The 26,635-nt window shown below is 71.2% G+C and carries 25 protein-coding genes and 1 pseudogene; 9 read left to right on the forward strand and 17 right to left on the reverse strand.

Going from position 1 to position 26,635, the window contains the following annotated elements:
- The 4 genes from IEY89_RS23855 to IEY89_RS23870 form a co-directional block, all read right to left on the reverse strand.
- Positions 1–319: 2-oxoglutarate dehydrogenase E1 subunit family protein (locus IEY89_RS23855; protein ID WP_189149528.1), on the reverse strand; the 319-nt coding region annotated here is incomplete at its 3' end.
- 303 nt (positions 320–622) lie between these two features.
- On the reverse strand, positions 623–1,732 hold the full coding sequence (locus IEY89_RS23860; protein ID WP_189149529.1) for a HAMP domain-containing sensor histidine kinase: 1,110 nt from the start codon (positions 1,730–1,732) through the stop codon (positions 623–625).
- A complete protein-coding gene (locus IEY89_RS23865) occupies positions 1,729–2,466 on the reverse strand; it encodes a response regulator transcription factor (protein WP_006383578.1) in 738 nt (245 codons plus the stop codon). The genes IEY89_RS23860 and IEY89_RS23865 overlap by 4 nt, the downstream gene beginning before the upstream one ends.
- 145 nt (positions 2,467–2,611) lie before the next feature.
- Positions 2,612–3,307, reverse strand: a complete 696-nt coding sequence (locus IEY89_RS23870) for a spermine/spermidine synthase domain-containing protein (RefSeq protein ID WP_189149530.1) — start codon at positions 3,305–3,307, stop codon at positions 2,612–2,614.
- Between the two features lie 149 nt (positions 3,308–3,456).
- On the opposite strand from IEY89_RS23870, the gene IEY89_RS23875 reads away from it, so the two are divergent.
- Positions 3,457–4,242, forward strand: a complete 786-nt coding sequence (locus tag IEY89_RS23875) for a rhomboid-like protein (protein ID WP_189149531.1) — start codon at positions 3,457–3,459, stop codon at positions 4,240–4,242.
- On the opposite strand, the pseudogene IEY89_RS23880 reads toward IEY89_RS23875, so the two are convergent.
- Positions 4,239–4,894 (reverse strand): annotated as a pseudogene (locus tag IEY89_RS23880) (GNAT family N-acetyltransferase). The gene IEY89_RS23875 and the pseudogene IEY89_RS23880 sit on opposite strands and share 4 nt — an antisense overlap.
- A 187-nt stretch (positions 4,895–5,081) precedes the next feature.
- Here IEY89_RS23880 and lon point away from each other — a divergent pair.
- Positions 5,082–7,505: an endopeptidase La gene (lon, locus tag IEY89_RS23885; protein WP_189149532.1), complete on the forward strand. Its 2,424-nt coding sequence runs from the start codon at positions 5,082–5,084 to the stop codon at positions 7,503–7,505.
- A gap of 426 nt (positions 7,506–7,931) precedes the next feature.
- Positions 7,932–8,435, forward strand: a complete 504-nt coding sequence (locus tag IEY89_RS23890; RefSeq protein WP_189149533.1) for a MarR family winged helix-turn-helix transcriptional regulator — start codon at positions 7,932–7,934, stop codon at positions 8,433–8,435.
- A gap of 15 nt (positions 8,436–8,450) precedes the next feature.
- On the opposite strand, the gene IEY89_RS23895 is transcribed toward IEY89_RS23890, so the two are convergent.
- Positions 8,451–9,242 carry a protein phosphatase 2C domain-containing protein gene (locus IEY89_RS23895; protein ID WP_189149534.1) on the reverse strand — a complete coding sequence of 264 codons (792 nt, stop codon included), beginning with the start codon at positions 9,240–9,242 and terminating at the stop codon, positions 8,451–8,453.
- Between the two features lie 438 nt (positions 9,243–9,680).
- Between IEY89_RS23895 and IEY89_RS23900 the strand changes: the two genes are divergently transcribed.
- Genes IEY89_RS23900 through IEY89_RS23920 form a run of 5 tightly spaced genes read left to right on the forward strand, consistent with a single transcriptional unit; the run spans position 9,681 to position 15,412 of the window.
- Positions 9,681–12,506 (forward strand): sensor histidine kinase, encoded by a 2,826-nt coding sequence (locus tag IEY89_RS23900; protein ID WP_229695393.1) that lies wholly within the window; start codon positions 9,681–9,683, stop codon positions 12,504–12,506.
- Entirely contained in the window at positions 12,503–13,057 is a 555-nt protein-coding gene (locus IEY89_RS23905) for a roadblock/LC7 domain-containing protein (RefSeq protein ID WP_189149536.1), read from the forward strand. The genes IEY89_RS23900 and IEY89_RS23905 overlap by 4 nt, the downstream gene beginning before the upstream one ends.
- Before the next feature lie 14 nt (positions 13,058–13,071).
- Complete coding sequence (locus IEY89_RS23910) at positions 13,072–13,464, forward strand: DUF742 domain-containing protein (protein ID WP_189149657.1); 393 nt, start codon at positions 13,072–13,074, stop codon at positions 13,462–13,464.
- Entirely contained in the window at positions 13,445–14,110 is a 666-nt protein-coding gene (locus IEY89_RS23915; protein WP_189149537.1) for a GTP-binding protein, read from the forward strand. The genes IEY89_RS23910 and IEY89_RS23915 overlap by 20 nt, the downstream gene beginning before the upstream one ends.
- A gap of 48 nt (positions 14,111–14,158) precedes the next feature.
- Positions 14,159–15,412: a styrene monooxygenase/indole monooxygenase family protein gene (locus tag IEY89_RS23920; RefSeq protein ID WP_189149538.1), complete on the forward strand. Its 1,254-nt coding sequence runs from the start codon at positions 14,159–14,161 to the stop codon at positions 15,410–15,412.
- Here IEY89_RS23920 and IEY89_RS23925 read toward each other — a convergent pair.
- The 4 genes from IEY89_RS23925 to IEY89_RS23940 all read right to left on the reverse strand — a co-directional run bounded on the left by IEY89_RS23925 (position 15,385) and on the right by IEY89_RS23940 (position 18,819).
- Positions 15,385–16,635 (reverse strand): C40 family peptidase, encoded by a 1,251-nt coding sequence (locus IEY89_RS23925; protein WP_189149539.1) that lies wholly within the window; start codon positions 16,633–16,635, stop codon positions 15,385–15,387. The genes IEY89_RS23920 and IEY89_RS23925 overlap by 28 nt on opposite strands.
- 103 nt (positions 16,636–16,738) lie before the next feature.
- Entirely contained in the window at positions 16,739–17,059 is a 321-nt protein-coding gene (locus IEY89_RS23930) for a DUF8847 domain-containing protein (RefSeq protein ID WP_189149540.1), read from the reverse strand.
- Between the two features lie 4 nt (positions 17,060–17,063).
- Positions 17,064–17,717, reverse strand: coding sequence for a TetR/AcrR family transcriptional regulator (locus IEY89_RS23935; protein ID WP_189149541.1), 654 nt, complete (start codon positions 17,715–17,717; stop codon positions 17,064–17,066).
- A gap of 172 nt (positions 17,718–17,889) precedes the next feature.
- Positions 17,890–18,819, reverse strand: coding sequence for an AurF N-oxygenase family protein (locus tag IEY89_RS23940; protein WP_189149542.1), 930 nt, complete (start codon positions 18,817–18,819; stop codon positions 17,890–17,892).
- A gap of 119 nt (positions 18,820–18,938) precedes the next feature.
- On the opposite strand from IEY89_RS23940, the gene IEY89_RS23945 reads away from it, so the two are divergent.
- Positions 18,939–19,796 carry a sulfur globule family protein gene (locus tag IEY89_RS23945; RefSeq protein ID WP_189149543.1) on the forward strand — a complete coding sequence of 286 codons (858 nt, stop codon included), beginning with the start codon at positions 18,939–18,941 and terminating at the stop codon, positions 19,794–19,796.
- On the opposite strand, the gene IEY89_RS23950 is transcribed toward IEY89_RS23945, so the two are convergent.
- The 7 genes from IEY89_RS23950 to IEY89_RS23980 form a co-directional block, all read right to left on the reverse strand.
- Positions 19,777–20,316, reverse strand: coding sequence for a DUF3291 domain-containing protein (locus tag IEY89_RS23950; RefSeq protein WP_189149544.1), 540 nt, complete (start codon positions 20,314–20,316; stop codon positions 19,777–19,779). The two genes, IEY89_RS23945 and IEY89_RS23950, sit on opposite strands and share 20 nt — an antisense overlap.
- Before the next feature lie 45 nt (positions 20,317–20,361).
- Positions 20,362–21,819: a penicillin-binding transpeptidase domain-containing protein gene (locus tag IEY89_RS23955; protein ID WP_189149545.1), complete on the reverse strand. Its 1,458-nt coding sequence runs from the start codon at positions 21,817–21,819 to the stop codon at positions 20,362–20,364.
- A 35-nt stretch (positions 21,820–21,854) separates the two neighbouring features.
- Positions 21,855–23,273: an FtsW/RodA/SpoVE family cell cycle protein gene (locus tag IEY89_RS23960; protein ID WP_229695394.1), complete on the reverse strand. Its 1,419-nt coding sequence runs from the start codon at positions 23,271–23,273 to the stop codon at positions 21,855–21,857.
- Between the two features lie 62 nt (positions 23,274–23,335).
- Positions 23,336–23,827 (reverse strand): SH3 domain-containing protein, encoded by a 492-nt coding sequence (locus IEY89_RS23965; RefSeq protein ID WP_189149546.1) that lies wholly within the window; start codon positions 23,825–23,827, stop codon positions 23,336–23,338.
- Positions 23,828–23,894: 67 nt separating this feature from the next.
- Positions 23,895–25,190 (reverse strand): ATP-binding protein, encoded by a 1,296-nt coding sequence (locus IEY89_RS23970; protein ID WP_189149547.1) that lies wholly within the window; start codon positions 25,188–25,190, stop codon positions 23,895–23,897.
- Positions 25,187–25,924 carry a hypothetical protein gene (locus IEY89_RS23975; protein ID WP_189149659.1) on the reverse strand — a complete coding sequence of 246 codons (738 nt, stop codon included), beginning with the start codon at positions 25,922–25,924 and terminating at the stop codon, positions 25,187–25,189. Before IEY89_RS23975 ends, IEY89_RS23970 begins: the two co-directional genes overlap by 4 nt.
- Before the next feature lie 178 nt (positions 25,925–26,102).
- Positions 26,103–26,609 carry a protein-tyrosine phosphatase family protein gene (locus tag IEY89_RS23980; protein WP_229695395.1) on the reverse strand — a complete coding sequence of 169 codons (507 nt, stop codon included), beginning with the start codon at positions 26,607–26,609 and terminating at the stop codon, positions 26,103–26,105.
- Positions 26,610–26,635: the final 26 nt, after the last annotated feature.

The following is a 26,635-nucleotide window of genomic DNA, read 5'->3' on the forward strand; positions in this document are numbered from 1 at the left end:
GAGCGGGCGCCGGAGCCGGCGCCGGTACGGCCGGGGCCGCGGGAGCCGTGGCGGCGGCCGGAGCCGCCGGGGCGGTCGTGGTGGTCTCTGCGGCCCCCGCGGCCGCAGCACCCGCCGGAGCCGTCGAGGCGGCGGGCGCCCCGGGCTTGTAGTCGGCGAAGAAGTCCCACCAGGCACGGTCTACCGAATTCGGGTCCTGGAGGTACTGCTGATAGATCTCGTCGACGAGCCACTCATTGGGGCCGAACGCTGCCGCAGGGTTACCTGCGGGTTCGTCGGTCGAGATGCTCGATGAGTTACTGGGGGACTGTGCAGACACGGCGGCAACCGCCCTCTTCCGCTTCACAAGGTTATGGACAGCGGGAATTAAGGCTACGCCCCCGTGGCCGAAAGGTCAGTCCGGGTTCGTTCATCGTCGTGTAAGTCACATCGGGAATCGTGTTTCGGGGGGTGAAATGGCGGGAAACAAGCGAGGTTCCGGTCCGAAAGCGACGCGTGAGGGAAGCCCAAATTGTCGGCCAGGCGCACCAAATGGGCGGGCCTGTGAGCAATCACACGTGTCCACGCGCGTCCGTCAGCGAGGATGCCAGGTGGATCTTGCGGCTCCGCTTCGAACTTTACGTCAACTTGGTCCGGACGGCTCTCCCGGAAGGGTGACCAAAATCCGGCAACCTCGCTCGGATTCGGCCACACAGATCCGGCCGCCGTGCAGATCGACCGCCCAGCGGGCGATCGCCAGGCCGAGGCCCGTACCGCCGTCGCTGCCCGGCCCGTGCGGCGCGCTGACGCCGCCGCGGTTGAACCGCTCGAAGACCCGGTGCCACTCCGAGCGCGGGATACCGGGGCCCTCGTCCAGGATCTCCAGCTCCAGCGACTCGGTCAGCGTCCCGCGCCGCGCCCTCACCGTGACCCGGCCGTGCGCGGGGCTGTGCTTGACCGCGTTGTCGATCAGGTTGGCGACGACCTGGTGGAGACGCTCCGGGTCGGCGTGCGCGATCAGCTCGGGCGGGTTGACGTCGAGGTGCAGATGGACGTCGTTGCGGGTGTGACCGCCGGAGCCGGACGCGATGCCCGCGCGCGTGGAGGCGAGCATGTTCGCCTCCTTGAGCACCCCGGAGAGGTACGGCCAGACCTCGAACCGGCGCTTGCGCAGCGGTACGACCCCGTTGTCGAGCCGGGAGAGGTCCAGCAGGGTCTCCACCAGCCGCCCGAGGCGCTCGGTCTGCTTGAGCGCCGTACGCATGGTCTCCGGATCGGCGGCCGAGACCCCGTCCACGACGTTCTCCAGCACGGCGCGCAGGCCCGCGATCGGGGTGCGCAGCTCGTGCGAGACGTTCGCCACCAGCTCCTTGCGCTGACGGTCCTGGGCCTCCAGCTCGTCGGCCATGACGTTGATCGTCTGGGCCAGGTCGCCCAGCTCGTCCCAGCGGTTCTCGCGCACCCGGCGCGTGTAGTCGCCGTGCGAGATGGAGCGGGCCACCGCGTTCATGTCGTCCAGCGGCGCGGTGAGCGAATGGGCGACGAACTGCGTAATCAGCAGTGTGGCGATCATCGAGAAGACCGTGATGAAGCGGATCTCCGTCTTCGTGGTCACCGCGATCATGGACAGACCGGTGGTGATCAGTACCGAGACGACGACCAGAGCACCCAGCTTGGTCTTGATCGAGAACGGGCGTACGCCGCCCCAGGACTCCCCGGGGCTCCTCCGTGCGGCCGGCCGCCCGCGGTTCATGGCGTCGGAGTCTCCAGTGCGTAGCCGACCCCGTGCACCGTACGGATCCGCTCGGCGCCGATCTTCCGGCGCAGCGCCTTGATGTGGCTGTCGACGGTCCGGGTGCCGGAGGCGTCCGCCCAGTCCCACACCTCGGCGAGCAGCTGCTCACGGGAGAGGACGGCGCGGGGAGTGTTGGCGAGACAGACGAGCAGGTCGAACTCGGTGGGCGTGAGATGCACGTCCTCGGAGCGCACCCGCACCCGCCGCTGCGCGTGGTCGATCTCCAGCTCGCCGAGCCGCAGGATGCCGGAGCGCGGCGTCGACGCGGCGATGGCGGCCCGCTCGACCCGGCGCAGCAGCACATGCACCCGCGCGGCCAGCTCACGCATGGAGAAGGGCTTCGTCATGTAGTCGTCGGCACCCACGCCGAGTCCGACCAGCATGTCGGTCTCGTCGTCACGCGCGGTGAGCATCAGGACGGGCACGGCCCGCTGGGCCTGCACTCGCCTGCATACCTCCAGCCCGTCGAAGCCGGGCAGCATGATGTCGAGGATCAGCAGATCGGGCTGCCAGGCCTCGGCGGTGTCGACGGCGGCCGGCCCGTCACCGGCGGTCTGCACGAGAAATCCCTCGGCACGCAGACGGGCCGCGATGGCGTCGACGATCGTCGGATCGTCCTCGACCACGAGTACCCGGCGCTGGGCGCCAGGAGTCGCCGTCGCGCCGTTCTGGGAGGTGTGTGTCTGCTCCATCGCCCGTCCCTGAAGTGTGCTTTCCGGAACCAGTGGGGTGGTTCCTTGGTTGCGCTTGTCCGCGCATGACTGCGATTGACGCACGACTGATCGGATCAGTGATCGGCGTCAGGGAAGCAGAGTACGGGCAGTCACCGTGGGGGGTCTATCCAGGTCGGACGGCGAGGTGGACGACGTCGGGGACTCCCCGGGCAACGGGGATCTCTTCGGTGCGTACTGATCGGAATCCGGCATTCCGTAGAGTTCCCTCAAATTCCCCGGAGGGCTGCGCGGACCACACCGCGAGCACCCCGTCCGGCCTCAACACCCTTGCGCAGCTTGCCAGTCCGGCCTGCGAATACAGGCTCTGGTTGTCCTCCGTGACGGTCCAGCCGGGCCCGTTGTCGATGTCGAGACACAGGGCGTCAAATGTGGCGGAGGTCTCATTGACGTATCTCACGAGATCGGCTGCGACGATCTCGGTGCGGGGGTCGGCGAGGGCGTCCGAGGAGAGCGGGGCGAGCGGTCCGTCCCGGTGCCATCCGATGATCGCCGGTTCACGTTCGACGACGGTGATGCGGCCCCAGCGGGGATCGGCCGCGGCATGCACGAGGGAGAACCCGACGCCGAGGCCGCCGATGAGGACGTGCGGGGCCGAGGCCCGGGCGCGGGGGGTGAGGGCGTCGAGTGCGGCGTCGACGAGCAGACGCTCGGACCGGCCGTCCGAAGTATCCATCAGGAAGCATCCGTTGGCGATGATCTGCAGTGACTCCCCGTGCCGCCGCAGGGCGACCTCGCCGTACGGGCCCTCGCGGCGGTCCAGTACTTCGGGGGTGTCGTAGGAGGTGGTCGGACGGTTCATGAGGACATCTTGGCGCAGCGCGCTCGGGTGAGCTCGGCCTTTACGGGGCCTGTCGGCTTGCTGTGAATCGGCCAATGCGTGGCGCGGGTCACAGACAACCGCGTGGACGGAGGCGAAGGGTGGGGGCGGAACGGAAGGAGCGCCTCGCCGTGGAACGGGCCGATGTGTCGGGTGACGTGACGTCGGGTTCACCGGCGCCCCCGGGCGGGCCCGTCACGGAGGGTGCACGACTGCTGGACGGGATGCCGGGACAGCGGGGCCCGGCGGAAGCCGTGTCCGTGCGGCCCACGGCGCCCGAGGAGGCTGCCCCAAGGAGGGGATTCCCCCATCCCTTGCACCTCCTCCCCACTCCCACCGGAACGCCGTTCACCTTCACGTTCGCGGCCGTCCTCCTGGTCACGGCCTTCGTCGCCGGGCAGGCGGACCCCGCCCTCGTGCACACCCTCCACCAGGGCTCCAGCACCGATGTCGCCCATCTCCTGCGGACACCCGTGTTCGTGCTGGTCACCAGCGCGCTGTGGGTCGTGGGTGGCGTGACATCGCCGTACGCCCTTGTCTTTCTCCTTGTCCTTACCGCGCTGGAGCGCCGGATCGGCGGGCCGCGCACCGCCGGGGTGTTCGCGCTCGGGCATGTGCTGGCCACCCTCGCGACCGAGGTGCCGGTGGGGCTCGCGGTGCTGGTGGGGTGGCTGCCCGGGAGTTCGCTGCACCGGCTCGACTACGGGATCAGTTTCGGCGTCGCGGCGAGTGTGGGCGCGCTGGCGGGGCTGCTGCGGCCCTGGCTGGGGTGGCCGTTGCTGCTGGTGTTCGGCGGGGCGCTGGTGCGGGACCTGATCGCCTCCACCGATCCGATGACCAACTGGGGGCATGTGATGGCGCTGGCCATCGGGGTCGCCACCTGGCCGTGGGCGCGGCGGCACCGCAGACCCGCCTAACCGGCCCAGGACCCTTCGACGGCCGTCCCCACGAACTTCGCGCTCGTCAGAGGTGCCTCGACCCGCCGGCCCAACGCCTCGTACAGCGCCCTTCCGTCCGGAGTTCCCGCCAGTACGCCTCTCTCCGCGCCCTGTGCGACGGCCTCCCGCGTCAGCGTGCGCATCACGAAGGAGCCGAGACCCCGGCGCCGGTGCGCGGGCGAGGTCTCCACCTGGTCGACGACCGCTGTTCGGCCCGTCGGCGCGACCTGGCCACGAGTCGCCCAGGAACCGTCGGGCGCCGCGAGCAGGACGCGGGTCACGCCGCCGCGCGTCCATGCGCGCACCCGGTAACCGTCGGGGACGGCCGGCGGCTCCGTGGCGGTCAGCGGGACCGGCATCAGGTGGCCCGGCTCGGGGTTGATCCACCAGCCCTCGCCGAGCCGGCCGCCGACCGTGGCCGGGTCGTCGAACACCTTGAGCCACACGCCCGCCCCGCTCACCGGGCCGGTCACCTTCCGGACGGTCCGTTCCTCGACACCGTCGTTCACCGCGTCGAGGACGTGCCGGGTGACGTGCCCGGCCGTGCCCACGTCGATCGTGCAGCCCAGGGCTCGGCCAGCGGCGGCGACGCCCCGCGCGAGACCGCCCAGCCGTCGACCCAGGCCCGCACGGTCCGTCCACACCCGTCCTTACGTAATGTCTGAAGAGCAGTAATGAGTATTACGAGGTCGACTGAATGTGCGGGTCCGGGCGTGGCGGCAGGGGTGATCGCTCACGGCGAACACGGCGAGGGGAACAATCGATCGTCGCCGAGCATTGAGTCGGCATAGCTCAACTTGAGTGCCGAAGGGGAGATCATGCCTGCTGAGTCCATTGCGTTCACGCCGCTCACTCTGCCCGTGCTGCCGCTTGACGACGAGGTCGTGCTGCCCGGCATGGTTGTTCCGCTGGATCTGAACGACGCCGATGTGCGGGCCGCGGTGGAGGCCGCCGAGGTCGCCGCGCGTACCGAGCCCGGCAAGCCCAGGGTTCTGCTCGTGCCGCGTATCGACGGGACGTACACGAGCACCGGTGTCCTCGGCACCGTCGAGCAGGTCGGCCGGCTGGCCGACGGGGATCCCGGGGCCCTGATCCGAGCCCGGGGGCGCGTGCGGATCGGCGCCGGGACCACCGGGCCGGGGGCCGCGCTGTGGGTCGAGGGGACGCGGATCGACGAGACCGTGCCGGACCCCGTGCCCGGTCACGTCACCGAACTCGCGAAGGAATACAAGGCTCTTGCCACCGCCTGGCTGCGCAAGCGCGGCGCCTGGCAGGTCGTCGACCGCGTACAGGCCATCGACGATGTCTCCGCCCTTGCCGACAACTCCGGTTACTCACCCTTCCTCAGCACCGACCAGAAGATCGAGCTGCTGGAGACCACCGACCCGGTGGCCCGCCTGAAGCTCGCCACCCAGCAGCTGCGCGACCACCTCGCCGAGCAGGACGTCGCCGAGACCATCGCGAAGGACGTCCAGGAGGGCGTCGACAAGCAGCAGCGGGAGTTCCTGCTGCGCAAGCAGCTGGAAGCCGTACGCAAGGAACTGCGTGACCTCAACGGGGAGAAGGACGGCGAGGAGTCCGACGACTACCGGGCCCGCGTCGAGGCCGCAGACCTGCCGGAGAAGGTGCGCGAGGCCGCTCTCAAGGAGGTCGACAAGCTGGAGCGGTCCTCCGAGCAGTCGCCCGAGGGCGGCTGGATCCGGACCTGGCTCGACACCGTTCTCGAACTGCCCTGGAACGAGCGGACCGAGGACTCGTACGACATCCAGGGCGCCCAGGCCGTGCTCGACGCCGAGCACGCCGGCCTGGAGGACGTGAAGGAGCGCATCACCGAGTACCTCGCCGTGCGCAAGCGGCGGGCCGAGCGCGGGCTCGGGGTCGTGGGCGGGCGTCGTGGTGGCGCCGTGCTCGCGCTCGTCGGGCCGCCCGGCGTCGGGAAGACCAGCCTCGGCGAGTCCGTCGCGCACGCCATGGGCCGGAAGTTCGTCCGCGTGGCACTGGGCGGGGTCAGGGACGAGGCCGAGATCCGTGGGCACCGGCGTACGTATGTCGGTGCCCTGCCAGGGCGCATCGTGCGGGCCATCAAGGAAGCCGGGTCGATGAACCCCGTCGTTCTCCTCGACGAGATCGACAAGGTCGGCTCCGACTTCCGGGGCGACCCCGCCGCAGCCCTGCTCGAAGTCCTCGACCCGGCGCAGAACCACACCTTCCGCGACCACTACCTCGAAGTCGAACTCGACCTCAGCGACGTGGTGTTCCTCGCGACCGCCAACGTCCTCGAAGCCATTCCCGAGGCCCTGCTCGACCGGATGGAACTGGTCCGGCTGGACGGGTACACGGAGGACGAGAAGGTCGTCATCGCCCGGGACCACCTGCTGCCCCGGCAGTTGGAGCGGGCCGGCCTCGAAGGCGCCGAAGTCGCCCTCGACGAGAGCGCGTTGCGCAAGCTCGCCGGGGAGTACACCCGGGAGGCCGGGGTCCGGAACCTGGAGCGGTCCATCGCGCGGCTGCTGCGCAAGGTCGCCGCACAGCACGAACTCGGGGAGCGGAAGCTGCCGTTCACCGTCACGGAGGACGATCTGCGCGGACTCATCGGGCGGCCCCACCATGTGCCCGAGTCCGCCACGGATCCGGCCGAGCGGCGTACGGCGGTACCGGGGGTGGCGACCGGGCTCGCGGTCACCGGCGCCGGGGGCGACGTCCTCTACGTCGAGGCCTCGCTCGCGGACCCCGAGACCGGCGCCGCCGGACTGACCCTCACCGGGCAGCTCGGTGACGTCATGAAGGAGTCCGCGCAGATCGCGCTCTCCTTCCTGCGCTCGCACGGCGCCGAACTGGAACTGCCCGTCGGTGACCTGAAGGACCGGGGCGTGCACATCCACTTCCCGGCGGGTGCCGTGCCCAAGGACGGTCCGAGCGCGGGCGTCACCATGACGACCGCCCTCGCCTCGCTGCTCAGCGGACGCCTCGTCCGGACGGACGTCGCCATGACCGGCGAGGTCTCACTGACCGGGCGGGTGCTGCCCATCGGCGGTGTGAAGCAGAAGCTGCTCGCCGCGCACCGGGCCGGCGTCACCACCGTGATCATCCCGAAGCGCAACGAGGCCGACCTGGACGACGTCCCGGCCGAGGTCCTGGAGAAGCTCGACGTCCACGCCGTCACGGACGTCCGCCAGGTCCTCGAACTGGCGCTCACCCCGGCTCAGAACCCGGCGGAGGTGAGGGTTCCGGCAGCGGCGTGACGGACGCTGCCGGTCGGTGAGGGCCCGTCGTCTGGATCACGCCGGTTTCGGGTTGCGGTGCTGTTGTCTGCCGGTGGGCGGGGTGTGGTGCGTGCGGCTGCGAGGCGGAGGAGGGCGTCGACGCGTTGGGGGTCCCCCGGTCGAGCGGAGTCGGGAGTGGGGGAGTCGCAACCGACGACAACGTGGCTGGGGTCCCCTCTGGGGGAGTGCGTGCCACACCCCGCGGCCCAGGCGTGATCCGAACGGCAGGCCCCAGGGGCCCGGGTCCCCGTAAGGGGGTCCGGGCCTTCCCGTACGCCGATCCGGAGCCTGCGGGGGACCTGGATGACGCCGTCTCCACGGGCCTGCGAAATACTGTCCGAGCTGCGGCGATGGCCGTGTCCGACGAAACTTTCAGAGCGGCGAAACCGGATCAGGGGTGCTGACGTGCACGAGGACGGGAACGGCGAGGGGAACCCCGGCGAGCGGCGTGTCGGGTCCACGACGCCCGGGCGCGGGGTCGAGCGCGAATTCCTCGCCCTGGAGCGCGAGTTGACGGTGTTCCTGCGCCGGGCCCGGGCCAACTCCGGGGAGATGGCCCGCGAGGTCCATCCCGATCTGGAGTCGTCGGCGTACGGACTGCTGGTGCGGCTCGACGAGTGCGGGCGCCAGCGTGCCACCGAGCTCGCGGGCTACATCGGCGTCGGCAAGGCCACCATGTCCCGCCAGCTGCGCGCCCTGGAGGAGCTGGGCCTCATCGCCCGCGAGCCGGACCCGGCCGACGGGCGCGCCTGGCTCGTCCACCTCACGGACGAGGGCCGGGTCCGCTTCCGTACCGTCCGGGAGGCGCGCCGGGAGCGGTACGTGCGCAAGCTGGCCGCCTGGGACCGCATGGAGGTGGCCGAACTGGCCCGGCTGCTGCACCGGCTCAACGTCGGCATGGAGAAGTAGGCACCCGGAAAGACCCTAGAGCTCCACGTACACCACCGTCGCGTCGTCGTGCGTCTTGCCGCGGCCCAGGCGCGGCCGGCCCTCGTCCGCGTCGGCCCGCTCCAGCTCCCGTACGCGGTTCACCAGCGCCCCCGCACCCTCCTTGCGTACGGCGGTGAAGCAGGCCGTCCAGTCCCCCTCGGTGAACCGCTCCACCCAGCGGGTCGCTCCGTCCGTCAGGGCGGCCAGCGCGCGGACCTCGGCGCGGGGGAGCGAGCCCGTCACCGCGCGGGACGCCACCGACGGATCGGCCGCCGCCGTGAAGAAACCGCCCTCCCTGTTGCGTACCGTCGCGTCGGCGATCGCGTCCGAGGCCAGGGAGGCGCGGGGGACACGGGACAGCCGGTCGTCCAGGTGTGCGGTGACCGTTCCGTCCGGGGACTCGGTCAGCAGGGCCGAGTCGGACAGGACCAGGTGCTCCACGGCGGCCGGTGACCAGCGGGCGAGAACCACGGTCGCCTGGGGGGTGCGCGGGTGAGAAAGGTCACAGGTCCGCGCGTGGGCCCCGGCGGTGCGGGAGATCGCAGCCGCCAGTACCTCGGTCAGAGGCATATCCCGTTGTGAAACCGACAGTTCGGTCAGCGCGCCGCCGAGGCGGGCCGTGTACCAGGGGACGGAATGCAGACAACCCGTGCCGGATGCGGGGGGAGTCACCCCGTCCAGGAGGACGAGCGAACCGCCCTGCCCGGAGGCGGGAAGTCCGATCGCTGCGAAGTCCTCATTGGGGCGGGCCGGATCGCCGGGCTCCGTGACGAGATCAGTACGCATCCGGCCAGTCTGCACGAGCCCTTCACAAGCTTCTCAAAAGGCTGGCAACGATTGCCGAAACAGTGAGTAGTCGCTGGTCAGGCGCCTGGTTTGGGAGAGAATGATCCACTCCGTGAAGACGTGGTGGCGGATAATGTCAAAGCCCGCCGCCCACGTCCAACCGGCCTCCCCGGCACGGCGGACGCACAGGCCAGGGGAACTTGCCGCCAACTGCCCGCCGATGTTGACTCCTTGATGTTCACTCCTTTGAGTGGCGGGTCAGGTGACGCGCGCTCCCTGCCCATCGGCATGGGAGGGTCGGGAGCCGGACCGTGCCGGAGGACCGGAACCCTGCCGGGTGAGCGGCAGGTCAGAACCATCCGGGCGGCCATGCAGTTGACGGATCGTCATCGGGTCCCGACGGATCGTCAGCCGGGCCCATGGGCACACGAGTCAGGAATGCGAGCACCGGTGCAGAAGACGCGGCCTCGGCGCACAGGCAGGCAGACAGCTCCCGCAGGGGGCGCTACCGGTGACGCCCCGACCGATCCCGCGGGCCGGGGTCGCCCCGCCCACGTCCGCAACCGGCTCATCGTGGCCGTCGCCGTCGTGGCCGCCGCGATCGCCGGGGCCGGCGCCCCGTCCGTCGTCGCCGCCTCCTCGCAGCTCCACGACTCCCAGGATCTGGTGACGCTCGCGACCCGGACCCAGGACGCCCTGACCCTCGCCCACTCGCTCGCCGACGAACGCGACGAGGTGACCGTCTACATCGCCGCAGGCCGCCCCAAGGCCAAGGCGCCCTCCGAGCAGCGCGCCGCCCGCGTCGACCGGGAGGTCGGCGACCTGCGCGCGAACCCCGACACCCCGGCCGCGCTCCGCGGTGACCTCGACGACATCGCGGCGCTGCGCACGGCGACGCTCACCGGGAAGAGCACCGCTCTCCAGGCGCACGAGGCGTACTCCGCCGCCATCGCCGGGCTGCACCGCCTCGCCGAACAGCTGGCCGAGAAACAGCCACCCCGTGCGGGCGCGGGCGCCTACGCCCTGGCCGAGCTCGACTCCGCCGTCCAGCAGGCCGCCGCCGCCCGGGGTCTCCTCCTCGCCGCGCTCAGCGTGCCCACGTCCAGCGAGTCCGTGTACGACCCGGTCACCGGGCTGTCGTCCGAGCAGACCGTCACCACACCGGCCGACGCCAGGACGCGGGCCGAGCTCAGCGCCGCCGCCCAGCAGGCCCGGCTGCGCTCGGACGCGGCGATCACCGACTTCCGCGAGACGGCCCCCGAGGCCGCCGTCGACAGCTACGACTCCACGGTCACCGGACCCGAGGCCGACAGCGCCGACAAGTACCTCGCCTCGCTCACCGACCAGCCCACGCTGTCCACGAGCGAACTCGCCACCAGCCTCAGCGGTGTCGACGCGGCCGTCTCCGCCCGCCTCGAACTGATGCGCGGCGTCGAGTCCTCCCTCTACGACCGCCGCACCAAGGCCCTCACCAAACTCCGCGACGACGACGTCACCGAGCTGGAGATCCGGATCGCCGTCCTCGGCGGTCTCCTCCTGGTCGCCGTGGGTATCGCCACCGCCATGGCCCGCTCCCTGACCCGCCCGCTCTCCGTGCTGCGCCGCGGCACCGCCCGGCTGGCCGAGGCCGCCGACCCGCTCGCCGAGGAACCGGTCAGGTTCACCGGCCGCAACGACGAGTTCGCCCAGGTCGTCCGCTCGGTCAACGCCCTGCATACCCGCGCCTTCGCCGTCCACGAACGCATCGCCACCCTGGAGTCCGACCGCAAGCACCTGGTCGGCCAGCGCCAGATGATGGCCGACGCCCGCGAGGAACTGCGTACCGAACTAGCCGAGGCCGCCGCCCAGTTGGCGCGCACCCGGCACAGCATCCACGGCACCTTCGTGAACCTCGCGCTGCGCACCCTCGGCCTCGTCGAGCGTCAACTCGCCGTCATCGAGGGCCTGGAGGAGCGCGAGCAGGACCCGGACCGGCTCGCCACCCTCTTCAAGCTCGACCACTTCGCCACCGTCATGCGCCGCCACAGCGAGAACCTCCTCGTCCTCGCCGGCGCCGAACACGGCCACCAGCACGCGGGTCCGGTCCCGCTCGTCGACGTGGTCCGTGCCGCCGTGAGCGAGATCGAGCGGTACGAGCGGGTACGCATCGCCGCGCTGCCGCCGCACGCGCATCTCGCCGGGTTCGCCGCCGACGACGTCAGCCATCTGCTGGCCGAACTCCTGGAGAACGCCACCTCGTTCACCCCGCCCGACCTCCCGGTGGAGATCTCCGGCTGGCTCCTGGAGAGCGGCGAGGTCATGATCTCCGTCCAGGACGAGGGCATCGGTATGACCGCCGAGCGCCTGGTCCGCCTCAACTCCCGCCTCGCCGACTTCGATCCGGACGTTCCGCACGACACGTACGAGACGGGCGCCGGAGCCGGGAAGGAGGACGGCGACGGGCTCGGGCTCGGGCTGTACGTCGTCGCGCGGCTCGCCCATCGGCACGGGGTGCGGGTGCAGTTGCGGGAGCAGAAGCAGGGCGGTGTCGCGGCGGTCACCGTTCTGCCGAAGGCGCTGCTGGCCCCGGACCCGGCCGCCGTACCGCCGTCGGCCACCTCGACGCTGTCCTTCCCGGGAGCCGACGCCGAGGTCAACTCCAATGTCCTGCAAGGGCGTTCGGAGGCCGAGGAACCGGACCGGGAGCTCGACGGTGAACAGGGTGAGCTGCCGGCCGACGCACCCGACCCGATGATCGCCCTGGCGGAGCGGGCCGTACGGCACGCGGAGGCCGACGCCGAGGCGGAGACGAACGCGCCCGACCACCTCCCCGCGTCCGAGATCACCATGGAACTGCTCGTGCCGGAACCCCCGGCCGAGGACACCGCCGAGTCGGCCGTCCCCACGGCTCCCGACAGCGACAGGGACGCCGAAACCGACAGCGACGCCGTGTCCGCGAGCGACACCACCGCCACCGCCCCGGACCCCTACGCCATCGGCCCCGACACCCACGAGCGTGTCGAGGAGGAACCGATCACCGACAAGGGGCTGCCCAAGCGGACCCCGAGGATCACCACGCCCGCCGCGCCGCCCGGACCACGGATGGGTTCCGTCGACGCCGAGGCACTGCGCCGCAAGCTCGGCGGGTTCCACCGGGGCGCGCGCGACGGACACCGTGACGTGGAGGCGGAGATCGCGGAGCGGACGGCGGGTACGGCGCGTACGGCAGAGCCGGCACGTGCCGAAGAAACCACGGGGGGAACAGTCGAGGAGGCAAGCAGTTGACCGCGCCCAGTACCTTCGGCCTGAGTAGTGAAGCCCGCAACCTGCACTGGCTGCTGAGCAATCTCGTCGAGGAGGTGCCGGGACTGACGTCGGTCGCGGTGGTCTCGTCGGACGGTCTGCTCCTGCTCTCGTCCGACCCAGACAGGAACGCGGAACGTCGGCCCGACCGGCCGACCGGCCCCAGAGGTTCCGCCGCCGACCTCGCCACGATCGTCTCCGGCATCGGCAGCCTCACCATCGGCGCCGCCAAGCTGATGGACTACGGCGGCGTCAAGCAGACCATGGTCGCGATGGAGGACGGCACCCTCTTCGTGATGTCGATCAGCGACGGCTCGCTGCTCGGTGTGCATGGTTCCCCGGACTGCGACATGAGCGTGGTGGCGTACCACATGGCGCTCTTCGTGGGCCGCGCCGGACATGTCCTGACCCCCGAACTCCGCAGTGAGCTGCGGGAGTCGATCGAACGCGGGGCGCCGGACAACTCGCCGGCGGCGGTCGGTCCGATGGCCGTCCGGTCCGTGAAGGACCGTTCGGCGGAGGTCGCCAAGTGAGCGCCACCCCGGACATGCCCAGGCTCCCCGTCCGTGGCGGCGACCGCAAACCGGCCCGGGTGCGCCCGTACTCGCTGACCGGCGGCCGGACCCGCTTCGGCCATGTCCTCCTCGTCGAGACGTTCGTCGCCGCGATCGAAGCGGCCGAGGAGCGCAAGGAGTTGGAGAACGGTTCCCTCGGCACCCGGGTCATGCCGGAGCTGCGGGCCATCGTCGAACTGTGCCGCCGGATGCGTACGGTGGCCGAGATCGCCGCGCTGCTGAGGATGCCGCTGGGCGTGGTCCGTGTGCTCCTCAGCGACCTCGCGGACCAGGGAAGGATCCGTGTGTACGGAACCGGTCACGGGCCGGGGCAGCCGGACCGCGCGCTGCTGGAAAGGGTGCTGAGTGGACTCCGTCGTCTCTGACGTCGCCCGTGGTGTGTCCCCGCTTCTCCATCTCTCTCCGGAAGGCCAAGTGCCTCTGGAGAAAGAGGAGTTGCGGCCGTGGCAGGAGGACCGCACCCGGGCGCCGGTCGCCACGAAGATCGTGATCGCGGGCGGTTTCGGTGTCGGCAAGACCACGATGGTCGGCACCATCTCGGAGATCGAGCCCCTCCAGACGGAGGCGCTGATGACCGAGGCCAGCGAGGGCACCGACGACCTCACCGCGACCCCGGACAAGCAGACGACCACCGTGGCCATGGACTACGGCCGCGTCACGCTCGACGACGACCTGGTGCTCTACCTCTTCGGTACACCCGGCCAGCAGCGGTTCTGGTTCATGTGGGACGACCTGGTGCGCGGTGCGATCGGCGCGGTCGTGCTGGCCGACACCCGGCGGCTGAAGGAGTGCTTCCCGGCGCTCGACTACTTCGAGAGCTGCGGGCTGCCGTACGTCGTGGCCGTCAACCACTTCGACGGGAGCGCCGAGTTCGAGGCGGAGGACGTGCGGGAGGCGCTCACCGTGCCCGCGCACATACCTGTCATGATCATGGATGCGCGGCGCCGCCTCCCGGTGATCGAGACCCTGCTCGCCCTGGTGGGCCACGCGCTGGACGTCAGTCCCGAGTAGGTCGACGTAACTGCGACGCAACTGCGACTAGGGGAGAGACCAGACCGTATGCGGAAGATACTCGTCGTCGGAGCCGGTCAGGCCGGACTCCAGATAGCCCTCGGACTCCAGTCGCACGGGTACGAGGTCACCCTGATGTCCAACCGGACCTCGGACGAGATCCGGTCCGGCCGGGTCATGTCCACGCAGTGCATGTTCCACACCGCGCTCCAGCACGAGCGCGATCTCCAGCTGAACTTCTGGGAGTCCCAGGCCCCGAAGATCGAAGGACTCGGCGTCTCGGTCGCCGCCCCCGGCTCGCACGACCCGGGCCCGACCCAGCGCGCGATCGACTGGGTCGGCAAGCTCGACGGCCATGCCCAGTCGGTCGACCAGCGGGTGAAGATGGCCGGCTGGATGGAGACGTTCGCCCAGCGCGGCGGCCAACTGGTCATCCACGGCGCGGCAGTTGGCGACCTCGACTACTTCTCCCGTACGTACGACCTCGTCCTGGTCGCCGCGGGCAAGGGCGAACTGGTGTCGATGTTCGCCCGCGACCCCGAGCGCTCCCCGTACCACGAGCCGCAGCGCGCGCTGGCCGTCGCCTACGCCCACGGCCTGGGCCCGCGCCCCGAGCACCCGGACATGGAAGCCGTCCGCTGCAACCTGGTGCCGGGCGTCGGCGAGCTGTTCGTCATGCCGACGTTCACCACCTCGGGCCGTGCCGACATCCTGTTCTGGGAGGGCATACCCGGCGGCCCCCTCGACGTCTTCAACGGCGTCCGTGACCCGGCCGAACACCTCTCCCTGACCCTGGAACTCATGGAGCGGTTCACGCCGTGGGAGTACGCGCGGGCCACCAAGGCCGAACTCACCGACGCGGGCGGCACCTTGACCGGCCGCTACGCCCCGACCGTCCGTAACCCGGTCGGCCGCCTGCCCGGCGGCGGCCTGGTCCTCGGCGTGGCCGACGTGGTCGTGGCGAACGACCCGATCACCGGCCAGGGCTCCAACTCCGCCTCGAAATGCGCGGCTTCGTATCTCGCCTCGATCCTCGAACAGGGCGAGAAGGAGTTCGACGAGGCCTGGATGCGGGCCACCTTCGACCGCTACTGGGACACCGCCCGGCACGTCACCAAGTGGACCAACGCGATGCTCGGCCCGCCGCCGGAGCACATCGTCAACCTCCTCGGCGCGGCAGGCCAGCTGCCCCCGGCCGCCGACCGCTTCGCCAACGCCTTCGACGACCCGTCGGACTTCGAGAACTTCTTCTACGAGCCCGAGAAGACGGCCGCCTACCTGGGTTCGCTCGCGGGGGCGTAGCCCCCGGGCGCTGCCGATTCGGTGGACTTGGTGGGCTCGGTGGGCTCGGTCGCGAGGGAGTACCCCCCGTCCGGGCCCGCCGTTGCGTCGGCGGGGAGCTTTGGCGGGGTGTACCGCCGCAGGGGCTCCCCGTCCGGGTCCGGCCGTACGGCGCCCAGTACCGGGTTGGCCGCGATCGGTGACACCTTCACCTTCGCGCCCGGCCGGGGTGCCTGTACGACCATCCCGTCCCCGAGATAGAGGGCCACGTGCGTCGCCTCGGGGAAGTAGACCACCAGGTCACCGGGGCGCAGCTCGGCCAGCGGGATGTGCGGCAGCCGCGCCCACTGCTCCTGGCTGGTCCGGGGGATGGGCCGCCCCGCCTCCTCCCAGGCCTGCGAGGTCAGCCCCGAGCAGTCGAACGACGCGGGCCCCTCGGCACCCCACTCGTACGGCTTCCCGAGCTGCGCCACGGCCTGCCGCAGTGCCCGCTCGCCCTCCCCGGACGGCTTCCGGTCGGCGCTGAGGGCACCGGAGGTGATGAACTCCCTTTGCTTCCCGGCTACTTCACCGCGCTCCAACTCGGCCAGTTCGGCGAGCTGTTCGGTGCTCAGGGTGGCGAGCAGTTCCTCGACCTCCCTGAGCCGCTCTCGTACGGCGTCCCGGTCCCGCTTCTGCTGTTCGGCGAGGGTGAGTTGCTCGTCCAGGGCGGCACGGGCCGCGCGCGCCAGACCGCCGGCGCGCCGCTCGCCGCCGACCAGCCGGCCCACCGTCTCGGCTCGCTCCAGCGCCAACTGCCGGATCACATGGCCCTGTTCGAGCGCGTGCTGCGGATCGCGGGCCAGCAACAGCTGTACGTACGGGGAGATGCCGCTACTGCTCTGGTACTGCTGCCGGGCGAGCCGGCCGAGGGCGCCGCGCCGCTCGTGCAGGGAGAGGCGGGCGCGCACGAGCTGTCCGTCCAGCCGCCGCACCTCGGCACGCTGCCGCTTCAGCCGCCCGGCGGTGGCGTCGTAGGTCTCGGTGGCCCGCTCGGCCTCGCGGTACAGCCGCTGAAGGTCTGTCAGGAGGGCGGCGACGGAGGGTTCTTCCACCGTGGAAGGTTCTTCTGCCGCGGAGGGCTCGCTGGGGGACCGGGTCGCCGAGGGGACCGGTTCCGGTACGGCCAGTGCGGGGACGGGCGCGAGGAGTGCGCCGGCCGCCATCGCCGCCGTACAGACCAGACGCAGAAGCCTTCCTGACACGACATCACCTCCGGTGCGGGGCAGGCCTTCCGCTCCGCACCGCGAGCTTGTGACGCGTGCACGAGGTCCGCGCGCCGAGCGTGCGCGGTTCGGCCCAACCCCGTCACCCGTCCGTGTCGTCCGGCTTGCCCTGCGGCGTGGCGGCTGGTCCCGCCGCCGGTTTCGACCACGGCCAGCGCAGCTTGCCGTCGCCGGGCCTGTCGCCCTCGGGATCGTACGTGTACTTCCAGCCCGGGTGCAGGCCCAGCTTTCCCGGTCGGCCCCTGGGGACGCGCCGGTAGACCAGTACGGTCGCGGGGCCGCCGGCCGCGTCCGGTACCGGGACCTTGTACGTCTTCGGCGGGTGGCCGGTCGGCCCGAGCAGGATGGGCAGCACGCGGCCGTCCAGGGGGCCGCCCTCGAAGGCGGTGTCTTGGCTCTTCACGGGATCAGTTTCCGGTATCCGCGCCCAGCGCGTCGCGTACGACCGCCGCGGTCTGGGGGTCGCGTCCGGCGGTCACCGTGAGTGCCGCCGTGAACTGTTCCACCAGCCAGTCCCGCAGCTCGTCGACCGGCGGCTGCTTGTTCTCGTCCAGCCAGATCAGCGAGGCCGCCTCGACCGAGGTGATCCACATCCGTACGGTCATCCGCAGCCGGGGGCCGGGGTCCGCGACCCCGAGATGGCTGAGGATGTGCTCGGCGGCGGTACGGCGGACCCGGTCCACTATGGCCGTCGTACGGGACGTCTCGACGACGCTGCCGCCCTGGAGGAGGGCGCTGAAGCCCGCGTCGTGCTCGTCGACGAAGGTGAGGTAGCGGTCCAGGGCGCGGGAGAGCCGCTGGGGGAGCGGGCCCTCGGGGGGTTCGTCGAAGCAGAGTTCCAGTTCTTCGGCGGCGGAGCGGAGCGCGCCCTCGTACAGCTGCTGCTTGCCGCCGGGGAAGTAGCGGTACACGAGGGGGCGGGAGACGCCGGCCGCCTCCGCCACGTCGTCGAGCGAGACCTCCTCCGGGGGGCGGTGCGCGAAGAGGGAGAGGGCGGCTTCCAGTAGTTGGTGTCTCCGTTCCTCGACGCCGAGTCGTCGGTATGCGGGAGTGGGGGTCATGGGGGCAGCGTAATCGGGTGCCGCAGGTGAGGTGGGGCGCCCTGTGCTGGTGCGGGCCTTGCTGGGGGCTGCCGCCCCCAGGCCCCCCGCCACGGCCCTGAACGGGCCTCGTCCTCGATCGCCGGACGGGCTGAGAATGCGTGCCCGGCGCTGAAGCGTCGCCGCCGGAGGGCTACGCCAGCAAACCGGACGCCCTCCACAGCCGCCGCCCCACCCCCCGCAACACCCCGATGTCGTCCAGGAAGTCGGTGAGCCGCCGTGCCCCCGTCTGCATCACTTCCCGTCGGTGCCCGCTCGCCCGGACCTGTGCCACCGCCTCCGCCCTGTCCAGGCCGACGTTCGCGTAGACGTCCGGGTTGACGAACGCGACCGAGAAGATCCGGGCGAACTCGCCGGACGAGACGCGGGTGTACTCCTGGGACCACCGGGGGGCCGTCACCATCTGACGGCGGAGTTCCTCGCGGGCGTAGCGGACATGGCGGGCCTCCTCCACCACATGGATCCGTGTCACGCCCCTGATCAGCGGCTGGACGCGCTCGTCCGGGAACGTCAGGCGCTGCATCCAGTCGAGGACCTCCTCGCCGAGCAGGGTCGCCGTGAAGGAACCGGGAGTGGTGGACACCGTCTTGAAGAAGCGGCCCAGGTTCTGGTGCGTCCGGCTGACCGGGTAGTACGGGGTGCCGCCGCGGCTGATCAGACGGGCGAACATCTTCGAGTGCCGGCACTCGTCCTCGATCTCCGTCAGGGCGTAACGCACGTGCGCGCTCGTCGCCGCCTTGTCGTAGATGTGCCGTACGAGAAGCTGCATCAGGATGATCTCGAACCAGATGCCGAGCGAGGCGAGCGCCGCCGCCTCGTGCCGGGAGAGCAGGATGCGCTGCTCCTCGCTCATCCGTTTCCACAGCGGAGTGCCGTAGAGGGAGACCAGCTCGGGCGGCCAGAACCACTTGCCGTCCTCGAAGGGGGCGTCCCAGTCCAGTTCCTTGTCGGGGTCGAAGGAGTGCTTGGCGGACGCTTCGAGCAGCCGTTCGGCGACCTGCTCCCGGTCCTTGAGCACGCCGAGCGCGTCGCGGAGTATCTCGGCTTCCGTCACTGTCGTCACGTTCTTATGAGACCGCTTGTCAGCAAGTCGGTCAATCCCCTGGGAGCTACTTACGCGTTGAGCAACGCGCAGCCCTGTGCGCGGCTCACCCGCTCACCCGGGTGCAGTAGCGTGCTGGCGTGTCCACGACTCCGCCGCCCCAGCCGCCCGACAACCCCTACGGCCCGCCCCCGACCTCGGGGCCCTACGGTCAGCAGCCGCCTCCGCCGCCCCACCAGGCCCCGCAGCAGCCGGGACCGTACGGCGGGCAGGCACCGCCCCCGTTCCCCTACGGGCAGCAGCCCTACGGCGCGCCCGGCCCCGCCCCCTGGGGTGCCCCGATGGCGCCGCCGCCGAAGAAGAGCCGGCTCGGGCTGATCCTCGGCATCGTCGGCGGTGTCGTCGCGCTGGTCGTGGTGGGTGTGGGTGTGCTCGTGTGGATCGGGACCAAGTCCGACGCCGGCTTTCCCGAGGCCGAGTACAAGCTGACGCTGCCGCAGAAGGTCCTCGACGAGAAGTACGAGCTCGCCGGCGACCTCTCCCGCTCCGAGGGCAAGGCCATCGAGGAGGAGGCCGACGGTGCCTGGGACGCCAGGGACACCAAGGCCGTTGTCGGTCAGTACAGCCTCGGCGGCGACCAGGCGAAGGGCACGCTGGTGGTCTCCGGCATGTACGGACGGTTCAAGAACACCGAGCTCGCCCGCGACAACATGATGGAGGGCGCGGCCGGCGGCGAAGGTGCCAAGGTCGCCGTCAAGCCCAAGGACTTCAAGCCGGCCGGCGCCGACGTCACCGTCACCTGCGAGGTGCTCGTCCAGACCCAGCTCGGTACGGAACTCACCATCCCCGTCTGCGGCTGGGTCGACGGCAACACCGGTGCCTCCATCGCCGAGATCACCGCCGACACGGTCACGAAGAAGCCCGCTCAGGTGGACCTGGCGGCGGCTGCCGAGACCGCCGTCAGGATCCGCGACGAGATCAGGAAGCCGATCGGCTGAGCGACTCCGGTGCAGGGTCCGGCGCGACGCCCGGTGCCGGGGCCGTCAGCGGGCTCGCCGGGCCCGGCGGGAACGACGTCCGCAGGGTGAACGCGTACTCCGTCGGTCCGTGCGCACGCAGATGGAGGAGGCGGGCCTCCGCCTCCTCCACCGTCGGCCGGTGTCCCGCCGGCACCCACCACAGAGCAGTGACGGCCTCCTCCAGCCGCTCGAAGAACTCCCGGCGACGCGCCAGCAACTCCCGGTGCCGCCCCTGGTACATGAACGCCGTGAGGGCGTCGGTGTCCCGCCACACCGACATGTTGACCAGGGTCCACTCGTCGAAGACGCGGAAGTCGGTGGCGTCGCCCGTGTCGTCCTGCAGCCTCCAGACGAATCCGTCCGAGGCGTCGGCGACGGCGTTCACCGGGGCGAGGCCGTCGGCGAACGGCTTCAACTGCTCTGAGTCCAAAGGGGCTTTGAGGCGGCCGATGTTGACCTGGGCGAGTTCGTACGCGGCTTCGGAAGGCGATGACGTCATGGGCCGCACGGTAGGTCGGGGGTGCGGCCCCCGCACCCCCTTTTCTCACCCGCCGAGCACCGCCTCCATCACCGCCCGCGCGATCGGCGCCGCCGTCCCGCCCCCGCTGATGTCCGTACGGTCGGCGGAGGCGTCCTCGACCACCACCGCGACGGCCACCGTCGGCTCGACGTCCCGTTCGCCCTGCGCCCAGGAGATGAACCAGGCGTACGGCGTACCGGAGTTGCCGACGCCGTGCTGGGCGGTGCCGGTCTTGCCGCCGACGGTGGCGCCGGGGATCGCCGCGTTCGTGCCGGTGCCCCGCTCCACCACGTCCCGCATCAGCTCACGCATCCGTACGGCGGTCGACGGACTCATCGCCCGCAGTCGGCTCCGTACCCCCGAGGTCGCAACCGTCGTGCCGTGCGCGGTGGTTGTCCGCTCCACCAGATAGGGGGCGGGCACCTGGCCGCCGCCCGCGACCGCCGCCGCGACCATCGCCATCTGCAACGGTGTGGCCCGCGTGTTGTACTGGCCGATCGCGGACAGCGCCAGCTGCGCCTTGTCGACGTGGCGGTCGAAGGTGCTCCGCGCGACCGAGAAGGGGATGCGCAGCCCCGCGTCGTTGAAGCCGAACCCGTCCGCCGTCGTCGCCAGGTCGGTGACGCCCACCTCCACGCCCAGCTTGGCGAAGACCGTGTTGCAGGACCAGGTGAACGCGGCCCGCAACGAGACGTCCGCGCAGCCGTCGCCCTCGTTCGTCAGCGCCGTGGACGTACCGGGGAGGCGGTACGGGTCGGGGGAGCGGGTCGGCTCGTCCAGATCGGTCACCACCCCCGCGTCGAGGGCCGCCGCCGCCGTGACCACCTTGAACGTCGAACCCGGCGGATAGGTCTGCCGCACCGCCCGGTTGAGCATCGGCTTGTCCGGATCGCGGTTCAGCCGACGCCAACTCCGTTCCACGGAACGCCCGTTGCCGGACAGGGCCGCCGGGTCGTACGACGGTGCGGAGACCAGGGCGAGGATGCGCCCGGTCGACGGCTCCACGGCCGCCACCGCGCCCTTGCGCCCGCCGAGACCCTCGTAGGCGGCCTGCTGGGCGGCCGGGTCGATGGTGGTCACCACGTCGCCGCCGGCGTTCTGCGCGCGCGTCACGTCGTTCCACAGCGGGAACGGGGAGAGCAGCGGGTCGGTGCCCGACAGGATGCCGTCCTCCGCGTGCTCCAGGAACGTCGTGCCGTACACCTGCGAGGCGAAGCCGGTGACCGGGGCGTACAGCGGGCCGTTCTTGTACGTCCGTTCGTAGCGGAGCTGCTCGCCGGTGTCGGCGGACCCGGTGACCGGCCGGTCACCGACCAGGATGGCGCCGCGCGGCTGGCCGTAACGGGCGATGACCTGACGGCGGTTGGCCGTGTTGTCGTCGTAGCGCTGCGCCTGGACGACCTGGACGCGGGTGATGTTGACGAGGAGGGCGAGGAGCAGCAGGGCGCAGAAGAGGGCGGCGTGCTTGATGCAGCGGGTCATCTGCCGTGGTTTTCTTGCCCGTTCGGGTTGTCTCGTCATGGTGTGGGCTGCCCGTCGTCGTCCTTGTGCTGCCGTCGGGCCGAGTCGCTGATCCGGATCAGCAGCGCCACGATGATCCAGTTGGTGACGACGGACGAGCCCCCCTGCGCCAGGAACGGCATCGCCATACCGGTGAGCGGGATGAGGCCCGACACCCCGCCCGCGATCACGAACACCTGCAGGGCCACGATCGAGGCGAGACCGACCGCGAGGAGCCGGCCGAAGGGGTCGCGCAGCGAGAGGCCGGCCCGGTAGCCGCGCTCCACCAGAAGGGCGTACAGGATGACGATCGCGGAGAGGCCGGCCAGCCCGAGTTCCTCGCCCGCCGTCGCCAGGATGAAGTCCGACTTGGCCGCGAAGCCGATCAGGATCGAATGGCCGAGGCCCAGGCCGGTGCCGAGGATGCCGCCCGCCGCGAACGCGAACAGCGACTGGGAGAGCTGGTTGGGTCCCTGACCGGCCTCGATCGTCGCGAACGGGTGCAGCCAGTCCTCGACGCGGCTGTGGACGTGCGGTTCGAGGGTGCCGACGGCGAAGGCGCCCAGCGCGGCCAGCAGCAGGCCGACCGCGATCCACCCGGTACGGCCCGTGGCGACGTACAGGAGGGCGACGAAGAGGCCGAAGAAGAGGAGCGAGGTGCCGAGGTCGCGTTCGAGGATCAGTACGCCGACGCTGATCAGCCAGATCGCGACGATCGGACCGAGGACGCGCCCGGTGGGCAGCTGGAGCCAACGCAGCCGCCAGATCTGGCGGCCCGTGTACGCGAGCGCGCCCCGGTTGGCGGCGAGGTACGCCGCGAAGAACACCGCCAGCAGCACCTTCGCGAACTCGCCCGGCTGGAAGGAGAATCCGGCGATCCGGATCCAGATGCGGGCCCCGTTCACCGCCGGGAAGAAGATCGGCAGGATGAGCAGGACGAGGGCGGCGGCCACACAGACGTACGCGTACCGCTGGAGGACACGGTGGTCGCGCAGCAGGACGACGACCACGATGAACAGCGCCACGCCGACCGTGGACCAGACGAGTTGGGCGGGGGCGGCCCGGTGCCCCGGCGTCTCCAGGTCGAGCCGGTAGATGAGGACCAGGCCGAGGCCGTTGAGCAACACGGCGATGGGCAGCAGGAGCGGGTCGGCGCAGGGGGCGCGCCGGCGCACCGCGAGGTGGGCGAGGAGCGCGAGCACACCGAGCCCGGCGCCGTAACCGGCGGCGCCGGGTGGGACGGTGCCGTTCCTCGCGAGGCCCACGTCGCAGTAGCCGTACACGGAGAGGAGGACGGCGACGACGAGGAGGGCCAGCTCGATGCCCCGGCGCCGGGGGACGCGCGGGGCGGGAGCGGAGGGATCGGCGGGCTCCGAGAGCCAGGGCTTCGGGGATTCCTCGTACTCCGCCGCCACGGTGGTTCCGGGCTTCGTCATGTCCGGAATCTACCCAAAACCCATGGAATGTTGCGTGACGCTGTGCCGGGTCAGGGCCAGGGTCAGCAGAAGCGCGGTGCGGCGCCGATGTTGTCGATGTACCGGGCGGCGCCCCAGGCCCAGGTACCGTCCGTCAGGAGGTACCAGAGCGAGTTGCCGTCGACGTTCTCGCCGCCGACCTTGCAGAAGATGGTGACGATGGCGCCCTTCGGGACGACCCGGATGATCGCGCTGCCGCGGTTCGGCGCGCTGCGCAGCCGCAGCCCGCCGTTGGCGGTGACGATCCCCTTGTAGAGGACGGCGTCGCTGCTGCTGGAGGAGTTGTTGTGCTGGCCCCAGTCGCTGTTGCTGTTGCCGTTCTGCTGGTTGCTCTGGTTGCTCTGGTTGCTCTGGTTGTTCTGACTGCTCTGGCTGTTCTGTTGCTGCTGCTGGTTCCAGCTGTTGCCCCAGTCGTCGTCGGCGGGGCTCGCCAGTGCCGGGGTGACGGCGCCGACGGAGAGAGCGGTGCCGGCGGCGGCTATGCCGAGGCGGGTCAGGGTGGTCCGCGGTGACATGTGGGCTCCTTTGGCAGGACAGAGCTGACTGATCACCACGCTAGGAGTGGTTCGTGTAAGGCGCCCGTCACGCTGGGCCGTTGGTGGCGAGCCCCCGTGATTCGGCCAGCGCGAGCGTCGCCAGCGCGCCACCGCCCTCACTCTCCGGCACGTTGGCGAAAGCCAGACGGGCACCGAGTACCTCCGCCTGGCCCAACGCGATCGTCAGCCCGAGCCCGTGACCGGTCGCGCCGCCCTCCGTACGGAACCGCTGGGGCCCGTGCTCCACCAGGTACTCCGGAAAACCCTCACCGTGGTCCCGCACGGTCACCACGGGCCCGTCGACGGTCAGCGTCACGGGGGTACGGCCGTGACGGTGGGCGTTGGCGACCAGATTCCCGAGTACCCGTTCGAGACGGCGCCGGTCGGTGTCGACGAGGGCGTCACGGACGACGACGATCTCCGTGTCGGCTCCGGCGGTTCCCGAGGCCCGTACCGCCCGCACGACCCGCTCGGCGAGGGCGCCGAGCGCCTCGGTGTCGACCTCCAGCCGCTCCTTGCCCGTGTCCAGCCGGGAGATCTCGAGCAGGTCCTCGGTGAGCGTACGCAGCGCGGCGACCCGGTCCCTGACCAGCTCGGTCGGCCGCCCGGCCGGCAGCAGTTCGGCCGCCGCGTGGAGCCCGGTGAGCGGGGTGCGCAGCTCGTGGGCCACATCGGCGGTGAAGCGCTGCTCGCTGAGCAGTTTCCGTTGCAGCGAGGCCGCCATGGTGTCGAGGGCGGCGGCGACGGCGGCGACCTCGTCCGGCGAGCGGTTCGGGTCCTGCGTACGGGCGTCGCCGACGCGGGCGTCCAGATCGCCGGCGCTGATCCGGCGGGCCACCTGGGCGGTCGCGTGCAGCCTGCGGGTCACCCGGGTCACCGCGAACGCGCCGACCAGCAGCGTCGCGCCGATGGCGAGGCCCGACGACCACAGGATGGCGCGGTCGAGGCCGTCGATCGTACGGGCGCTCTGCGAGTAGTCGAGGGCCACGGCGAGCGCGTGCCCGCCGTCCGCGGGACCGGCCGCCCACATCGTCGGCACCCCGTCGTGGTCGGTGACCATCGTGCCGCGCTCCCCGGCCGCAGCGAGCGTCCGCAGCGCCTTCGGCAGCCCCTCGGGATCGATCCCGGTGTGGGGCCGCAGAGCGTCCCCGGCCTCGTACGCGGCCGTGGCCTCCACCAGGCGGGACAGGGCGCGGTCGCGGGCCTGGTCGACGGTCTGGTGGGTCACCGAGACATGCACGAGGACGCCGAGCAGGGCGGCGAGGGCGCAGCACATCCCGGTGATGAACAGCGCGGCCTTGGCGGCGAGGGTGCCCGCCCATCCGGGCAGCGCGACCCTCACCGGGCGCTCGCGGAGGAGGCGGGCAGGGGCGGGGTGAGGCGCTGGGGTTCGCCGGTACGCAGGAACTCGTCCCGCGTGAGCAGCATCGCCTTCTGGTCGGCGTCCCAGGTCCACTGGGTGCGGTACTCGTACCCAGGGATCTGCGACGGCGAGCGGATGATCACGGCCCGGCCGGCCAGCTGCACGGCGGTCACGGCGTCGTCGTTCGCCATGATCTGCACCAGCCTGTGCCGCTGGAAGGTGTACACGCGTACGGCTGTTCCGTTGCCCGGCAGCAGCCGGAAACCGAGGGCCATGTCGTCGCGGCCGTCGCCGGTGAGGTCGCGGTAGTAGGCCTTGAGGACGGGACAGGCGCCGGTACCGCCCCCGCTGCCGCCTTTACGGCCGCAGGCGGCCATCCGGGTGGCCGTCCCGGTGTACGGGGAGCCGTCGGCGGTGTAGGTGTCGGCGTGCCTGGCGATCTCCGCCCGTACGACGGCCACGGGGTCGACCTTGTGGATGTCGTCGCCGGGGGCGGTGACGCCCTTCACGGTCTCGGTCTCGGCCTCGCCGTAGTCCCAGGCGGGGCTGGAGGCGGCGGGCAGCTCGGGCCAGAGCCGGGCGGGGCTGACGGCGGTGGCGGTCGGGCCGGCACCGCGCAGCCCACCGGCGTCACCGCAGGCGGAGGTGACCGTGGCGAGGGCGAGGGCGAGGACGGCGAGGGTGGCGCGGGAGATGCGGGAGATGCGGGAGATGCGGGAGACGCGGGAGACGCGCAGGGCGAGGGCGGGGCGGGCGGCGCGGGAGGTGCGGCTGGCGTCCACTGCGCTCCTGCGTCGGGGTCGGGAAGGGGAGGGCGGGCGGGTCGTCCCGTAGACGACACACGAACACACGACACCTTATTCGCAGGGAAGTCGCATTTTGCGGGGCGGGCTACTCCGTCAGCTCCTCCAGCAACCGGGCCGTGGACAGCCCGGTCCGCAGATACTCGACGAACCGCTCGTTGTGCAGGGCCCACGGGGAGCGGCGGGACCGGATGAGACGAATCGCCTCGTCGGTGTCGTGCCCGTCGAGGACGAGGGCGTGCGCGACGACGAGCCCCGACCGGTTGTAGCCGCTGTAGCAGCGCACGAGCACCTTGCGCCCGTCCTCCAGCGCCGTGCACACCGCCTCGGCGAGCCGGATCACACCGGCGAGCTGGGTCCCGTCGAGCGGCCCGTCCGGGATGGACCACACGAGATGCTCGATACCGGGATCGGGCCCGTACCCGGGCAGCTTGAGCAGGGTCATGACCAGGTCGAACTCATCGTGCACGACAGCGAACCCAAGCTCTCCCGGGCGCCGGGTGAACTCGTGTCCACCCATCCACAGCCCGGGCACGATCTCGCTCCACGGTTCGCCCGGAGCCGGCACGTCGGGCTCCTTCCTGCGGGTCCGCAACTACGCCGCCTCCCCCACTCGGGCAC

The sequence above is a fragment of the Streptomyces lacrimifluminis genome, from assembly GCF_014646095.1.
Lineage (GTDB): Bacteria > Actinomycetota > Actinomycetes > Streptomycetales > Streptomycetaceae > Streptomyces > Streptomyces lacrimifluminis.

What these genes read in the sequence shown, in the direction of transcription:
- IEY89_RS23865 (WP_006383578.1), bottom strand. Translation starts at nt 2,466, where the DNA reads ATGGAGCAGACACACACCTCCCAGAACGGCGCGACGGCGACTCCTGGC.
- IEY89_RS23965 (WP_189149546.1), bottom strand. Translation starts at nt 23,827, where the DNA reads ATGTCACCGCGGACCACCCTGACCCGCCTCGGCATAGCCGCCGCCGGC.
- IEY89_RS23910 (WP_189149657.1), top strand. Translation starts at nt 13,072, where the DNA reads ATGCCCAGGCTCCCCGTCCGTGGCGGCGACCGCAAACCGGCCCGGGTG.
- IEY89_RS23920 (WP_189149538.1), top strand. Translation starts at nt 14,159, where the DNA reads ATGCGGAAGATACTCGTCGTCGGAGCCGGTCAGGCCGGACTCCAGATA.
- IEY89_RS23935 (WP_189149541.1), bottom strand. Translation starts at nt 17,717, where the DNA reads ATGACCCCCACTCCCGCATACCGACGACTCGGCGTCGAGGAACGGAGA.
- IEY89_RS23960 (WP_229695394.1), bottom strand. Translation starts at nt 23,273, where the DNA reads ATGACGAAGCCCGGAACCACCGTGGCGGCGGAGTACGAGGAATCCCCG.
- IEY89_RS23895 (WP_189149534.1), bottom strand. Translation starts at nt 9,242, where the DNA reads ATGCGTACTGATCTCGTCACGGAGCCCGGCGATCCGGCCCGCCCCAAT.
- IEY89_RS23900 (WP_229695393.1), top strand. Translation starts at nt 9,681, where the DNA reads ATGCGAGCACCGGTGCAGAAGACGCGGCCTCGGCGCACAGGCAGGCAG.
- IEY89_RS23870 (WP_189149530.1), bottom strand. Translation starts at nt 3,307, where the DNA reads ATGAACCGTCCGACCACCTCCTACGACACCCCCGAAGTACTGGACCGC.
- IEY89_RS23860 (WP_189149529.1), bottom strand. Translation starts at nt 1,732, where the DNA reads ATGAACCGCGGGCGGCCGGCCGCACGGAGGAGCCCCGGGGAGTCCTGG.
- lon (WP_189149532.1), top strand. Translation starts at nt 5,082, where the DNA reads ATGCCTGCTGAGTCCATTGCGTTCACGCCGCTCACTCTGCCCGTGCTG.
- IEY89_RS23950 (WP_189149544.1), bottom strand. Translation starts at nt 20,316, where the DNA reads ATGACGTCATCGCCTTCCGAAGCCGCGTACGAACTCGCCCAGGTCAAC.
- IEY89_RS23955 (WP_189149545.1), bottom strand. Translation starts at nt 21,819, where the DNA reads ATGACCCGCTGCATCAAGCACGCCGCCCTCTTCTGCGCCCTGCTGCTC.